12 protein-coding genes are annotated in these 14,480 nt (G+C 75.5%); 5 read left to right on the plus strand and 7 right to left on the minus strand.

Translation table 11 applies throughout. From position 1 onward, the window contains the following. The first annotated feature begins 178 nt into the window (after positions 1-178). On the plus strand, positions 179-1,549 hold the full coding sequence (gene pdxR, locus OO48_RS23220) for a MocR-like pyridoxine biosynthesis transcription factor PdxR (RefSeq protein WP_033219402.1): 1,371 nt from the start codon (positions 179-181) through the stop codon (positions 1,547-1,549). A 7-nt stretch (positions 1,550-1,556) separates the two neighbouring features. Here pdxR and OO48_RS23225 read toward each other — a convergent pair whose 3' ends face one another. From OO48_RS23225 to OO48_RS23235, 3 genes are all read right to left on the minus strand, one after another. Continuing rightward, positions 1,557-2,489 carry a rhomboid family intramembrane serine protease gene (locus tag OO48_RS23225; RefSeq protein ID WP_033219403.1) on the minus strand — a complete coding sequence of 311 codons (933 nt, stop codon included), beginning with the start codon at positions 2,487-2,489 and terminating at the stop codon, positions 1,557-1,559. A 188-nt stretch (positions 2,490-2,677) separates the two neighbouring features. Further along, positions 2,678-3,832 (minus strand): methyltransferase, encoded by a 1,155-nt coding sequence (locus tag OO48_RS23230; protein WP_033219404.1) that lies wholly within the window; start codon positions 3,830-3,832, stop codon positions 2,678-2,680. Positions 3,833-4,003: 171 nt separating this feature from the next. Continuing rightward, complete coding sequence (locus OO48_RS23235; RefSeq protein WP_033219429.1) at positions 4,004-4,390, minus strand: VOC family protein; 387 nt, start codon at positions 4,388-4,390, stop codon at positions 4,004-4,006. 63 nt (positions 4,391-4,453) lie between these two features. On the opposite strand from OO48_RS23235, the gene OO48_RS23240 reads away from it, so the two are divergent. Further along, on the plus strand, positions 4,454-5,428 hold the full coding sequence (locus OO48_RS23240; RefSeq protein WP_033219405.1) for a helix-turn-helix transcriptional regulator: 975 nt from the start codon (positions 4,454-4,456) through the stop codon (positions 5,426-5,428). A 14-nt stretch (positions 5,429-5,442) separates the two neighbouring features. Here OO48_RS23240 and OO48_RS23245 read toward each other — a convergent pair whose 3' ends face one another. Together OO48_RS23245 and OO48_RS23250 are read right to left on the minus strand one after the other, a co-directional pair. Further along, on the minus strand, positions 5,443-6,660 hold the full coding sequence (locus OO48_RS23245; RefSeq protein WP_033219406.1) for a beta-ketoacyl-[acyl-carrier-protein] synthase family protein: 1,218 nt from the start codon (positions 6,658-6,660) through the stop codon (positions 5,443-5,445). Positions 6,661-6,830: 170 nt separating this feature from the next. Continuing rightward, complete coding sequence (locus OO48_RS23250; protein ID WP_033219408.1) at positions 6,831-7,427, minus strand: TetR/AcrR family transcriptional regulator; 597 nt, start codon at positions 7,425-7,427, stop codon at positions 6,831-6,833. A gap of 175 nt (positions 7,428-7,602) precedes the next feature. On the opposite strand from OO48_RS23250, the gene OO48_RS23255 reads away from it, so the two are divergent. Both OO48_RS23255 and OO48_RS23260 read left to right on the plus strand, forming a co-directional pair. After that, positions 7,603-9,084 (plus strand): APC family permease, encoded by a 1,482-nt coding sequence (locus OO48_RS23255; RefSeq protein ID WP_033219410.1) that lies wholly within the window; start codon positions 7,603-7,605, stop codon positions 9,082-9,084. A 46-nt stretch (positions 9,085-9,130) separates the two neighbouring features. Beyond that, positions 9,131-10,729 carry an amidohydrolase gene (locus tag OO48_RS23260; RefSeq protein ID WP_033219412.1) on the plus strand — a complete coding sequence of 533 codons (1,599 nt, stop codon included), beginning with the start codon at positions 9,131-9,133 and terminating at the stop codon, positions 10,727-10,729. Between the two features lie 293 nt (positions 10,730-11,022). Here the strand turns inward: OO48_RS23260 and OO48_RS23265 are convergent, their stop codons facing one another. Beyond that, entirely contained in the window at positions 11,023-11,718 is a 696-nt protein-coding gene (locus OO48_RS23265) for a MerR family transcriptional regulator (RefSeq protein WP_033219413.1), read from the minus strand. A gap of 81 nt (positions 11,719-11,799) precedes the next feature. On the opposite strand from OO48_RS23265, the gene OO48_RS23270 reads away from it, so the two are divergent. Beyond that, positions 11,800-13,038, plus strand: coding sequence for an erythromycin esterase family protein (locus tag OO48_RS23270; protein WP_033219415.1), 1,239 nt, complete (start codon positions 11,800-11,802; stop codon positions 13,036-13,038). A gap of 498 nt (positions 13,039-13,536) precedes the next feature. Here OO48_RS23270 and OO48_RS23275 read toward each other — a convergent pair whose 3' ends face one another. Further along, a complete protein-coding gene (locus OO48_RS23275; protein ID WP_033219417.1) occupies positions 13,537-14,232 on the minus strand; it encodes a nicotinamide mononucleotide transporter family protein in 696 nt (231 codons plus the stop codon). Positions 14,233-14,480 lie beyond the last annotated feature (248 nt).

Here is a 14,480-nt window from a genome sequence, read left to right on the forward strand (position 1 = left end):
GGTTCCCAGGACCACTCGGGGGGCGGCAGGGAGGACCAATCGGGGCGGGTAGGTTGGGGAGGACCTGCCGTCACGGCACGCGGCGGCTCGGACTTCCGACGGGCTCCGGCCGGTGGCGGCACGGCCCCGCCGTCCCCGGGCCGCTGACGGGGCGCGGCGGAGAAGAAGGGGGAGCAGGGTGCGGGAGTTGCTGGTCACGTTGGGGGAGGGCGGCGGCGAGCTGGCCGGGCGGCTGACCAGGGAACTGCGGGCGGCGGTGCGGGACGGGCGGCTGGTGGCCGGGGAGCGGCTGCCCGCGAGCCGGGCGCTGGCCGCGCAGTTGGGCGTCTCGCGCGGGGTGGTGGTCGAGGCGTACGAGCAACTCGCCGCCGAGGGCTACCTGGTGGGGCGGCAGGGGTCGGGCACCCGGGTCGCGGAGGGGGTGGCGGCCGAGCAGCCCGAGGCGGGCGTCCGGGCGCCGGCGGCGGATCCGCGCTACGACCTGAAGCCGGGCTCGCCCGACCTGGGGGCGTTCCCCCGGGCCGCCTGGGCCGGGGCGGTGCGACGGGCGCTGCAGGGGGCCGCGAACCGGGACCTGGGGTACGGCGATCCGGCCGGACTGCCGCGGCTGCGCGGGGAGTTGGCCGGGTACCTGGGCCGGGTGCGGGCGGTGGCGGCGCGGCCGGAGCGGGTGAGCGTGGTCAGCGGGGTCGGGCAGGGCCTGGCGCTGCTGGTGCCGGTGCTGGCCCGGCACGGGCGGCGGCGGATCGCGCTGGAGGATCCGGGCTCGCCCGGCACGCTGGAGCTGCTGCGCGCCCACGGCGTCGACCCGGTCGGCGTCCCGGTCGACCAGGAGGGCCTGGTGGTAAGGGAGTTGGCGGCGAGCGGGGCCGACGCGGTGCTGGTCACCCCCGCCCACCAGTACCCGACCGGCGTCGCGCTGTCGGCCCGTCGGCGCGGTGAACTCGCCGCCTGGGCGAGGGCCGGCGGGCTGGTGGTGGAGGACGACTACGACGCCGAGTTCCGCTACGACCGCGAACCGCTGGGCGCCGTCCAGGGGTTGGCGCCCGAGCGGACGGTGTACCTGGGCTCGCTCAGCAAGACCCTGGCGCCCGGACTGCGGCTCGGCTGGGCGGTGCTGCCCTCCTGGCTGGTCGAGGACTTCCGGGAGGCCAAGCGGTACGCCGACCTCGGCACCGGCGCGATCGACCAACTCGCCTTCGCCGCGCTGCTGGAGGGCGGCGGCTACGACCGCCACCTGCGCGCCGTCCGCCCCCGCTACCGGGCCCGCCGCGACGCGCTGGCCGCCGGCCTGCGCGCGCACCTCCCGGGGGCCGGGCTGCGCGGCGTCGCCGCCGGGCTGCACCTGTACGCCGAACTGCCGCCCGGCGTGGGCGAGTCGGAGCTGACGGCGGCGGCGCTGCGGCACGGCGTGCGGGTCGCGCCGGTCGCGCCCGGGCGGCTGGCGCCCGGCCCGGCGGCCGTCGCGCTCGGGTACGCCGGGCTCGCCGAGCAGCGGTTGCGCGAGGCGGCGGCGCTGCTCGGCGCGGCGTACCGGGAGATGGGTTGACGCTCCGTCAGGAGAAGGGCGAGGCGTTGTCGGTGGCTATCACGATCACGACCGCGACCACGGCGAGCACCGCCACCAGGTTGATCGCCTGGACCGGCCCGCGCTGCTGCTTCGGCGCGTAGCCGAGGGCGGCGCCGGCGGCCAGGCCGGTGAGCAGGCCGCCCAGGTGGCCCTGCCAGGAGGCGAAGCCCGCCGAGAGCACCATCCACAGCACCAGGGTGACCATCATCTGGTTCCCGCCGAGCGGGTCGTAGCCCTGGCGGCGGCTGAGCACCCAGTACCCGCCGGCCAGGCCGAAGACCGCGCCGGAGGCGCCCACCGCCAGCGAGTGCGGGTCGATCAGGTAGATCACGGCGGAGGAGCCCAGCGCGGACAGCAGGTACAGCGCGAGGAAGCGCAGCACGCCGAGCCGGCCCTCGACCACCCGGCCCAGGTTCCACAGCCAGTACATGTTGAACACGATGTGCAGGATGCCCATCGGCCACGCGGTCGGCCCGAGGTGCAGGAACGCGCCGGTGATCAGCCGCTCCCACTCGCCGTGCGCGATGCCCGACAGGTGCGGCACGTACGTGTACGGGTCGGCGTCCTCGGGCGGCGGCAGGACGCCGGAGCCCAGCACCGCGAAGCGGTCGACCGTCTCCGGCCGCACCAGCTCGACCAGGTACGCGGCCACGTTCAGCGCGATCAGGGCGATCGTCGCGTACGGACGGGAGGTGATCCGGCCGCCGAACGCCGTCCGGGCCTGGCGGACGCCCTGGTGGCCGGACTTGACGCACTCCACGCACTGGTAGCCGACCGCCGCCTCGCGCCGGCAGTCCGGGCAGACGTTGCGGTCGCAGCGGGTGCAGCGGACGTACGACTCCCGGTCGGCGTGCCGGAAGCAGGTCGGCGACGGCGGCTCGGGAGCCGAGGCTCCCGGGACGGGATGCGCGGCAGCCATGAACGGGCCCTCCCCTGGGCGGTGGTGCGTGGCCGCGGGGGTCTCCACGGCGAAACGGCGCTCACCCTAGAGCACGGCGCGGACGGTGCGCGCGCCAGGGAGGGGGGGTGGTCCGGACCGCCGTCATCGTCCGCGCCCCCTCGTGGTGATCCCTCCGGGAGGCGGCGGGGGCGGGGGCGGCGCCCGGGTTACCGGCGGACGGCGCTGAGGACGGTGAACTTCGGACTGCCCGCCACGGTGCGGCAGTTGCCGAACAGGCGGCGCAGCTTCAGGTGGTAGCCGAGGTGGCGGTTGCCGACCACGTGGAGTTCGCCGCCCGGGCGCAGGACGCGGCGGGCGCCGGTGAACATCCGGTGGGCGATGGTGTCGGTGGTGGCCTGGTGGGAGTGGAACGGGGGGTTCAGCAGGACCAGGTCGGCGGAGGCGGTCGGGACGTCGGCGAGGGCGTCGCCGACCAGGAACTCGGCGCGGCGGTCGGGGCCCAGGTTGGTGCGGAAGGTCTCCTCGGCGGAGGCCACCGCCTGGAACGACTCGTCCACGAAGAGGAGTTCGGCGTGCGGGTCGGCGAGGGCGGCGGCGGTGCCCAGGACGCCGTTGCCGCAGCCCAGGTCGACGATCCGGCGCGGGGCGCCGGTCGGCTCCGGCAGGTGCTGGAGGAAGAAGCGGGTGCCGATGTCGAGGCGGTCCGCGCAGAACACGCCCGCCTGGTTGGCGACCTGGCGGCCCGACAGGACGCCGATGCCGTCCGGGAGCCGGTAGCGCAGCGGCCACGGGTTGGCCGGGCGGACGAGCCCGGTGTCCGGCACGGTGTGGATCAGGCGGGCCTTGCGGACGGCCAGCGAGGTGCGGGTCGGGCCGAGGATCCGCTCGAACAGCTGCAGGGTGGAGGTGTGGATCTCGGTGACCATGCCGGTGCCCGCGACGACGGTGCCCGCGTGCACGGCCGGGGCGAGGCGGTGCAGCTGGTCCTCCAGCAGCGCCAGGCTCTTCGGGACGCGCACCAGCAGCACGTCGACCCGCTCCGGCGGGGCGTTGCGGGTGCTGCGGACCTCGACGGCGGACGGGTCCAGGCCGTTGCGGGCCAGGTTCGCGGCGACCGCCCGGGCGGAGAGGTACGAGTCGGTGACCGAGGTCGGGGCGGCCCCCTTCGCGGCCAGCGCGGTGGACAGCGCGCCCCAGCGGTCGCCCAGGACGGCGACCGCCCCGTCCAGCGGCACCGCCGCCTCGTCCAGGTGCCGCAGCAGGTACTCGTCGGCGGCGTCCCAGGCCCGCAACTGCTCGCGCGGGTGCTCCGGGAACCGGGCGAGTTCGAACTCGCCCCAGGCGGTGGTGAAACAGTTCATCGTGTCCCCAGGCTATCCGAGGACGGAGGGGTCACCGGCCGGTGACGGAGGAGGGGCGGACGCGGTCCCGGACGCGTGGCTGGAGCCGCCGCACGTTCCGCGGTCGCCGGCCGGGCGGGTGCTGCGGGCGGCGGACCCGGCGGGATCGCGTCCGGGTGCCGGGGAGCGGCGTCAGGCCAGGGTGGTGAGGCAGAACGGGTGGCCGGACGGGTCGAGGAGGACGCGCCAGCGGTCGGGGGAGGGCTGGGTGTCGGGTTCGGTGGCGCCGAGTTTCAGCATGCGGGCGGTGGCGGCGTCCAGGTCGTCGACGCTCAGTTCCAGGTGGGCGCGCTTCTCCTGGGCGGGGTCGGGCCAGGTGGGGCGCCGGTAGTCGGCGATGCGGGAGAAGCCGAGGCCGGGGGCGCCCTCGCGGCCGAGCAGGATGAAGTCGTCGCTGGAGTAGAGGGCGGGCAGGTCGAGCGCCTCGCCGTAGAAGCGGGCCAGTTCGGCCGGGTCGGGGCAGTCGAAGGTGACGGCGACGTAGCGGATCGCGGGCGCGGTTTCGGCGTTGGTGTCCATGGCCACGATGCTAGGAGCCGACCAGGACAGGTTCGGTCCTGGTCGTGGGGGAGGATTCCGGACGTGATCACTACTTCGGCCCGGCTGCTGCGCCTGGTGTCCCTGCTGTCCTCGCGGCCGTCGTGGACCTGCGGCGAGCTCGCGGAGCGGATGGAGGTCACCGAGCGCACGGTGCGCCGGGACGTCGCGCGGCTGCGGGAGCTCGGTTACGGCGTCGAGTCGGAGCCGGGGCCCTGGGGCGGGTACCGGCTCAGCGGCGGGGCCCGGGCGCTGCCGCTGGTCCTGGACGACGAGGAGGCGCTGGCGGTGGCGGTGGCGCTGCGCGGGGCCGCGTTCAGCGGGGTGCTGGGCAGCGACCAGGCCGCGCTGTCGGCGCTGCTGAAGCTGCGGCAGTCCCTGCCGCGGCGGATCGCGGAACGGCTCGCCGGGATGGACGCCACCTTCGTGCACGCGCAGCGGCCGGGCGAGCCGCAGATCGCCCCCGGGACGCTGCTGGAGCTGGCCGGGGCGTGCCGGCGGGGGGAACGCGTCCGGCTGTCGTACCGGGACGGCGAGGGCCGGGACAGCGTCCGGGAGGTCGACCCGTACCGGCTGGTGCACAACGGGCGGCGCTGGTACTTCGTGGCGCTGGACGTGGCGCGGGGCGAGTGGCGCACCTTCCGGGCGGACCGGGTGGTGCAGGTGCGGGCGACCGGGCAGCCGGCGGCGCGACCGTCGGACCCGCCCGACCCGGCGCTGCTGGTCGCGCGGAACACCGGGACCGGCCGGTACCCGGTGTACGCGACGGTGCGCTTCCCGGTGCCGGTGGAGGAGGCGCTGCGGCTGGTCCCGGCCAGCGTCGGCGACCACCGTCCGGACGGGCCCGGGGCCTGCGTGGTGGAGATCGGCGGGCCCGACGCGCAGGGGCTGGCCCGGTACCTGCTGGGCCTCGCCGTCCCGCTGCGGGTGCTGGCTCCGCAGGAGGTGCGGCAGGCGCTGCTGGGCCTCCTGCGGAGCGTGGCGGAGGAGAACGAGGACGGGGAGGAGGACGCGGGGTGAGCCCGGCGGCGGGGTCAGGCGCGGGTGAGGAGCAGGCTCGCGTTGTGGCCGCCGAAGCCGAAGGAGTTGGTGAGCGCGGCGGCGTGCGGGAGCGGGCCGGAGGCGGTGAGGAGGTTCAGCGGGGGGAGTTCCGGGTCCTGGTCGGTGAGGTTGCGGACGGCCGGGGCGTACTGGTGGTGGAGGGAGTACGCGGTGGCGAGGGCGGCCAGCGCCCCGGCGGCGCCGAAGAGGTGGCCGGTCATCGACTTGGTGGCGGTGACGGCGGGGCGGTGGGCGCCGAAGACGCGGGTGAGCGTCTCGGCCTCGGTGAGGTCGCCCTTGGGGGTGGAGGTGGCGTGGGCGTGGACCAGGCCGACGGCCTCGGGGGCCAGGCCGGCGTCGGCGAGGGCGCGGCGGACGGCGCGGGTCTGGCCGTCGGGGTGGCCGGCGGTGATGTGGTGGGCGTCGGAGGTGACGGCGGCGCCCGCCAGGGTGGCGTAGCGGCGGTGGGACGGGCGGAGGTCGGCGCGTTCCAGGACGAGCACCGCGGCGCCCTCGGCGATGACGAAGCCGTCGCGTCCGGTGTCGAAGGGGCGGGAGGCGCCGGCCGGGTCGTCGTTGCGCAGGGAGTGCGCGCGGGCCTGGGCGAACCCGGCCAGCGGGAGGGGGTGCAGGCAGGCCTCGGTGCCGCCGGCCACCACGACGTCGGCCCGGCCGAGGCGGATCAGGTCGAGGCCGAGCGCGACGGCCTCGGCGCCGGAGGCGCACGCGCTGACGGGGGTGTGGGCGCCGGCCCGGGCGCCGAGGTCGATGGAGACCCAGGCGGCGGGCCCGTTGGCCATCAGCATCGGGACGGTGTGCGGGGAGACCTTGCGGACGCCGGAGCGCTCCAGGACGTCGTCCTGGTCGAGCATGGTGACCGCGCCGCCGGTGCCGGTGCCGATGACCACGGCGAGCCGCTCGCCGTCCACGCCGGGGCGTCCGGCGTCGGCCCAGGCCTCGCGGGCGGCGATCAGGGCGAGCTGTTCGCTGCGGTCGAGGCGGCGGGCCTCGATCCGGTCGAGGACCTCGGAGGGTTCGACGGCGAGCTGCCCGGCGATCCGGATCGGCAGGTCGGCGGCCCAGGGGCGGTCGAGGGCGCGGATGCCGTTGTGCCCTTCGCACATGGCCCGCCAGGTGGCGGGCGCGGTCCCGCCGAGCGGGGTGGTGGCGCCGAGGCCGGTGATGACGACGGTGTCGTGGGCGGTGCGCATGGCGATACTCCCGTTGTGATGGCAGCACAATGAACGGGCTCTCCGGCATCGGGCCGGATGATCCGATGCGGCCCACTCTGCCAAGGGGAACGGGCATGACGGGCTGCCGGGCGCGACCGATTCGGGCCCGGTGGGGTTGTGGGGTTACGACAAATTCGGCTGACGCATGATCAGCGCAGCAGGGTGCGCGCCCGGGCCAGCAGGGCGGTGAGCGCGAGGTCGAACGCGGCGTCGCTGCGCCCCGGCCCGGCGGCGTGCAGCGCCTCGGCGAGGCGGGGAGTGTCGGCGTTCGGGTCCCAGACCGTCCCGGGGGCGGCGAGGTCGAGCACGGAGCCCAGCACCACGTTCTCCACGGCGGACAGCAGCGGCATCACGACGGGCGGCGGGAAGCCGCTCTCCAGCAGCAGGGCGACGACCCGCTCGTACTGTTCGAGCACCTCGGGGGCGGCCACCTGGCTGGTGGTGAGCAGCAGGACGGTGCTCGGGTGGGCGGCGAACGCGGCCCGGTAGGAGCGGGCCCAGGCCTCCAGGGCGGTGTCCCAGGGGCGCAGGTCGAGGGTGGTGAGGTCGATCGCGGCGGAGACCTGGACGCGCAGCAGTTCGACGATCCCGGCCCGGCCGTCCACGTGGTGGTAGACGGAGGCGGTCTGCACGCCGAGCCGGCGGGCGATCTGCGGGACGCTGAAGTCGCCGCTCTCGTCGACCAGCGCGAGCGCCGTGGCGCCGATCCGCTCGCGGTCGAGCAGGGCCTTGCTGGGCCGTCCCACCGTTGCCGCCCCCGTCGCGTCCTGTGCCGATACCGCCGTGACCTCGGGTTCCGGGTCTTCCCAGAGGGTAGTGCGCCGGGCTAGGGTGCCAAAACCATCAACCTTTAGGTTTATGGTCGTCCGCAGTCGGGACCACCAGCCGGACTCCCCACCCGGCCGCCAGAAGGGCTCCGCCATGACCGAAACCCCCCACTCCGCCGCGGGCGGCGCACCCACGCTGCGCCGCGGCAGCCTCGGCACCGCCGACATCGCCTTCTTCGTGGTCTCCGCCGCCGCCCCGCTCACCGTGATGGCCGGCGTCGCCCCGCTCGCCCTGCTGATCGGCGGCATCGGCGCCCCCGTCGGCTACCTCGCCGCGGGCGTCACGCTGACCGTCTTCGCGGTCGGCTTCACCACCATGAGCCGGCACGTCCGCAACGCCGGCGGCTTCTACGCGTACGTCACCCAGGGCCTCGGCCGCCCCGCCGGGTTCGGCGCCGCGCTGCTCGCCCTGCTCGGCTACCTCGGCATGAACATCGGCGTCTTCGGCCTGCTCGGCTCCGCGACCAGGGACACCGTCCAGGCGCTCACCGGCCACGAGGTCCCCTGGCTGCTGCCCGCGCTGATCGGGCTGGTGGTGATCTGGTACGGCGGCTTCCGCTCCATCGACTTCGGCGCCAAGCTGCTCGGCGTCCTGCTGCTCGCCGAGACCGGCATCCTGGTGCTGCTCGCCGCCGCCGTGCTGCTCGAGGGCGGCGCGCACGGCCTGAGCCTGCACTCCTTCGCCCCCGGCAACGTCCTCACCGGCGGCATGCCCGGCGTCCTGGCGATGGCCTTCGCCGCGTTCACCGGCTTCGAGTCCACCGTCATCTACCGCCGCGAGGCCCGCGACCCCGACCGCACCGTCCCGCGCGCCACCTACCTGGCCGTCGCCTTCCTCGGCCTGTTCTACGCCTTCGTGGTGTGGACGGTCATCCAGGCGTACGGCGACGGCGAGGTGGTCGCGGCCGCCGCCCAGGACCCGGGCGGGCTGTTCTTCACCGCCATCGACCAGTACGTGGGCGCCTGGGCCGCCGACCTGATGCACGTCCTGATCGTCACCAGCATCCTGGCCTCGCTGCTGGCCTTCCACAACGCCACCAGCCGCTACGGGCTCGCCCTCGCCGAGGAGGGCCTGCTGCCCCGCGCGCTCGGCCGGATCCACCCCCGGCACCGCTCCCCGTACGTCTCGGGGATCGCCCAGAGCGTCCTGGCCCTGCTGGTCGTCGTGGCGTTCGCCGCCGCCGGGGCCGACCCGTACACCCGGCTGCTGCTGTGGGTGAACGCCCCCGGCATGCTCGCCCTGGTCGCGCTGCAACTGCTCGCCGCCGTCGCCGTGCCCTGCTGGTTCCGCCGCCGCAGCGGCCACGGCGAGGGGGCGCTGCGCACCGTCGTGGCGCCCGCCGTCGCCGCCGTGCTGCTGACCGGCGCGCTCTGGCTGGTGGTCGACCACATCGAGCTGCTGACCGGCGCCTCCGCCGGCGTCAACCGCGTCCTGGTCCTGATCGTCCCCGTCGTCTTCGCCGCCGGCGTGCTGTACGCGCTGCGCACCCGGGCCCGCCGGCCCGAGGTGTACGCCGCGTTCGGCGCCGAGCCCCCGCAGCCCGCCACGGACGCGCCGGTGCCCAGCTCGGTCTGACGCCCGGCCGGCCCCCGAAACACCCTCGTACCACCAGGAGTTCACCGTGTCACCCGACAGCATCGTCCTCGCCCGCACCGTCCACACCCTCGACGGCGACCCGGGTGCCGTCACCGCCGTCGCCGTCGCGGACGGGCTGATCACCGCCGTCGGCAGCGCCGCCGACGCCCGGGACTGGCGCGGACCCGGCACCGAGCTGATCGACCTCGGCGACGCCGTCCTCGTCCCCGGGCTGGTCGACGGCCACAGCCACCCCGCGCTCGGGCTCGAACTCTCCACCGGCACCGACCTGTCCGCCGTCCGCGACCTGGACGGGCTGCGCGCCGTCCTGGCCCGGACCGAACGGATCGACGGGTGGGTGCTCGCCTGGAACCTCGACCACAACGTCTTCGGCGACCACCCCGTCCACCGCTCGGTGATCGAGGACGTGCTCGGCCCCGACACCCCCGCCTTCATCCGCCTCTACGACGGCCACTCCGCCCTCGCCACCGGCCCCGCCCTGCGCGCCGCCGGCGCCACCGGGCCGCGCACCTTCGCCCAGCGCGCCACCGTCGTCTGCGACCCCGACGGCACCCCCACCGGCCACCTGGTCGAACACGCCGCGATGGACCTGGTCACCGCCGTCATGCCCGGCCTCCCGCTGGCCCGACGCCGGGACGCCCTCCACGAGTTGCTGCTCCGGATGGCCGCCGGCGGCCTCGCCGGGGCGCACGTGATGGACGCCGGCGGCGACATCCTGGAACTCGTCCGCGCCATCGAGGACACCCGCCACCTGCCGCTGCGGCTGCGCATCGCGCCCTGGTGCATGCCGGGCACCGGCGCCGAGGGGCTGAAGGAACTCGCCGCGCTGCAGGCGGAATCCGGGCGCAACTGGCTGGTCGGCGGCGTCAAGCTGTTCATGGACGGCACCGTCGAGGGCGGCTCCGCCTGGCTGGAACACCCCGACTGCCACGGCGAGGGAACCGCCGGGCTCTGGCTCGACCCCGCCGAATACACCGACGTAGTACGCCAGTTGGACGCGTACGGGGTGCGCACCGCCACCCACGCGATCGGCGACGCGGGCGTCCGGCACGTGCTGGACACCGTCGCCGCGCTGCCCGGCCAGGGGCGCGGCCGGCACCGGATCGAGCACATCGAGACGCTCGGCGACGAACAGGCCCGCCGCTTCGCCCGGTTGGGCGTCCCCGCGTCCATGCAGCCCACCCACTCCGCTTACACCAGGGCCGACCACACCGACGCCTGGTCCACCCGGCTCGGCACCGAACGCGCCGAACGCGCCTGGATCTGCCGTACCCTGCGCGACACCGGCGCCACCCTCGCCCTCGGCTCCGACTGGCCGATCGCCCACCACGACCCGCGCGGCGTCCTCGCCTACGCGCAACTGCGCCGCCACGCCGGCACCGACACCGCACCCGTCAACCCCGGCCAGGCGCTCACCGCGCTGATGGCCCTGGAGGGCTACACCACCCACGCGGCCCGCGCGGCAGGGGAGTCCGAGCACACCGGCCGGATCGCCCCCGGGCTGCGCGCCGACCTCACCGCCTTCGCCCTCGACCCGCTCACCGCCGACCCGGACGCGTTCGCCGACTCGGCGGTGCCGCTCACCATGTCGAACGGCGTGGTCACCAACCGGGCCGGTGTGTAAAGGGGTTCAGAGAGCGGTGGCGTCGGTCCGGCAGGCCACCGCCTCCAGCCCCGGGCCCTGCTCGACCGCCTCGGCGGACAGCGGGGCCCGGGGCTGGAGGCGGTGCCCGAGGATCCGCTCCCGCGAGGATCCGCTCCCGCGACGGCAGCGACTCGCGGCACGCCTCGAGTCCGGTCGGCGGCGCGCGCAGCGCCGTGCCCTCGCCGCGCCGTCCGGAGCCTCGCCGCGCCGGACGGACGCCGTGATGCCCAGGCCCCTCGCCGGGGCTCAGGCCGGGGGCTCAGGCCGGGGGCTCAGGCCGGAGGGTCCAGGTAGGCGTGCAGGGCGGCCGCGCCCGCGAGCAGGGCGCGGCCGCGGGCGGTGAGGCGGTCCTGCCAGGCGGTCAGGGTGGGGCGGACGGCCTCGGGGGAGCCGGCGGTGCGCAGGCGGTGCAGGATCTCGGCGGTGCGGGCCAGGCCGTGGCCGCCGCGCCGGAGCTGTTCGGCGAGCAGCAGTTCGCGGACCTGACCGGACGTGTAGACGCGGTAGCCGGTGCGGGCGTCCCGGGACGGGGTGACCAGGCCCGCGCGCTCCCACTCGCGGAGGGTGGCCGGGCGCAGGCCGAGACGGTGGGCGAGCGGCCCGATGTGCGTCCCGGCGGCGGGCTCCTCGGCCGTCCCGGCGGGCGGCAGGTGGTCGAGGGCGGTGCGGACGGCCTCCAGGGTGCGGCGGTCCTCGGCGAGCAGGGCGTGGCCGGCGTCGACCAGGCGCAGCGCCTCGGGCAGGTCGTCCGCGTTGACGGCGCGCATGATCGCGGTGGCGGCCGGGTGGCCGTACCCCGGGAGGAGGGCCAGGAAGGCGCGCAGCGCCGCCGCATGGCGCTCGCCGTAGCGCCGGTACCCGTGCGCGGAGCGCCCGGCGGGCGGCAGGACGCCCGCCGCCTCGTAGTTGCGCACGGCCTGGGTGGACAGGCCGTGCGCGCGGGCCAGGTCGATCGGGCGGAAGGCCATGGTGTTTGAAGGTTTTCTGGTCGATTCCCGGGCTGAGAGCGGAAAAGTTTACACCGTGGTTTCAACGATACGGTGGAACCCATGCCCCTCTCGCTCGGGAACGCCGCCCGTCCCTTCTCCGCCGCCGCCCTCGCCGCCCTCGTCCCCGCCGGCACCCGGCTGCTCGCCCTCGGCGAGCCCACCCACGGCGCCGAGGAGTTCCTCGACCTGCGCAACGAACTCTTCCGCCACCTGGTCGCCGAACACGGCTACCGCTCGATCGCCCTGGAGAGCGACTGCCTGGCCGCGCTCGCCGTCGACGCGTACACCGGCGGCGGGGAGGGCGAGTTGGACGCCGTGCTGCGGGAGGGATTCGGCCACGGCTTCGGGGCGTACGCCGGGAACCGCGAACTCGTCCGCTGGATGCGGGAGTTCAACGCCGGGCTGGAGCCGGGTGAACGGCTGAGGTTCTACGGGGCGGACGGCCCGCTGGAGATGACCGGGGCCGCCGCGCCGGGCCCCTCGCTGATCCGGCTGCACGACTTCCTGGCCGAACGCCTCCCCGCCGAACTCCTGCCCGAGCGGCGGGAGTTGCTGCGACTCTGCGGGCCGGACGACCGCTGGACCGAACCCGCCGCCGCCCTCGACCCGACCCGCTCGGTGGGGCGCACCGAAGACGCCGCCCGACTGCGGCTGCTCGCCGACGAGTTGGGCGCCCTGCTGGCCGCGCACCGGCCGCAGTTCCACGACGACGAGGGCCTGCGCTGGCGGGCCGAACTCGACGCCCGCACCGCCACCGGGCTGCTCCGCTACCACGCGGCGACCGCCGGGGACGGCCCCGACCGGCTCAACTCCCTGATGCGGCAACGGGACCTGATGATCGCCGACAACCTCGAAGCGATCCTCCGCCGCGAGGCCCGCCGCGGCCCCACCCTCGCCTTCGCCCACAACCGGCACCTCCAGCGCGAGGCCAGCCGCATCCCGCTCGGCGAGCACCAACTCCTGTGGTGGAGCGCCGGATCCCTCCTCGACTCCCGACTCGACGGCGGCTACGCCTTCCTCGCCACCACCTTCGGCAACCGCGCCCCCGACGACCGCCCCGCCCCCGACACCCTCGAAGGTCTCCTCACCGCCCTCCCCGACCCGCGCAGCGTCCTGGACCCGGTGCTGCTCGGAGCGGCGGTGCGGGAGGCGGGGCCGGTGAAGGCGCGGGTGCCGGCCGACCACACCTACTTCGGGCTGGATCCGGAGGCGTTGGGGCAGGTGGACGGGGTGGTGTTCGTCCGGGACATCGCGCGGCAGCAGGGGTTGTTCGGGGGCGGGGGAGGGGACGAGGCGTGAGCGGGCTCGGCAGAACGTCTCGATGAAGAGCAGCATCCGGCCGTCCGGCCTCCGGCAGGGAGCCTGAGGCCGCCGCAGTGACGGGCGCGGCGGAGCGGGCGCGGCGGTTCGGCGGTGCCGGCGCACCGGCGGGTGGAGCGGGCGGGGAGGGTCTGCCAGTCGGTGCGGTGGAGGAGGACGGCGCAGCCCCCGTCGTACTCGCCCGACCCGGCGGCCGGCAGCGGAAGTTCCGGGTGGAGGGCCGGCGTGCCCACCGGCTGGTCGAAGTCGATCCGCAGCCGCAGCCGCAGCCGCAGCCGCTGCCGGGCGCCGGTCTCGGGCAGGCAGAGGACCGCGGCCTCGCCGTACGCGTCGGCGCAGGCCGCGGCGAGCAGGCGGCGGGACCGGTCGGCCACGGCCAGGACGGGCTCGCCGGGAAGGGCGGACGGCTGGTTCACGGGCCGGAGCCGGCACGGGCCGCCCCCGGGGTGGGACGGCCCGTGCCGGGCTGGAGGGGATTCAGCGGGTGGTCTCCTCGCGGCCCTCGACCAGGACGGCCGGCTCCAGCGGGGAGGCGATCTCCTGCGGCTTGCTGCGCGAGGCCCAGTCGCGGATGCCGAGCACCACCATCACGAAGAAGATCGAGTACACGATGCCGGAGAAGTACAGCTTCGAGTGCACCGCCAGCGGCACGCCGACCAGGTCGACCGCCAGCCAGACGAACCAGAACTCGATGTAGCGCCGGGCCTGGCTGTACATCGCGATGATCGAGCCGACGAAGATCCAGGCGTCCGCGCTCACCATCCACATCGGCGCGCCCGGGTAGAACGAGGCGTCCTGCCACTTCAGCACCGCCGCGAACGCGATCGTGCCGAACACCATCGCGGCTGCCAGCACCGCGCGCTCGTTCCAGTTCGCCCAGCGGACGTTGATGGTGCCTTCCTGCTCGCGGCTGCGCTTCCAGGTCGCCCAGCCCCAGGTCGCCGAGACGATGATCACCACCTGCCGGGCGGCGTTGCCGCCGAGGTGCACGTTCAGGCTGGCGATCAGCAGGAACACCGAGCCGAGGATCTGCACCGGCCAGGCGACCAGCGAACGGCGCAGGGCCAGCCAGACGGTGGCGAGCGCGAGGATGTTGCCCAGGAAGTCGGACCAGTAGACGGGGAAGAGGCCGAAGAAGCTGAACTGCTCGTTCAGCCAGTGGAATGCGCTCATGACTCACACCTTTGTTCGTGCGGAGCGAGGTGGTGGGGGAGGGGCGGCCGACCTGTGTGGGGAAGGGGAGGCCGGCCGGGTACGCGGGCATCGGCGCAGTGGTGGGGGTGGGGGCGGGGGTGCGTGCCGGGGAGTCGGGGAGGGTTCGTTGCGGAGCGAGGTGGTGGGGGAGGGGCGGCCGCCCTGTGTGGGGACTGTCTCTTATACACATCTGACGCTGCCGACGATACTCCTTGTGTAGATCTCGG

It is taken from the genome of Kitasatospora phosalacinea (assembly GCF_000716545.1).
GTDB classification, from domain to species: domain Bacteria; phylum Actinomycetota; class Actinomycetes; order Streptomycetales; family Streptomycetaceae; genus Kitasatospora; species Kitasatospora phosalacinea.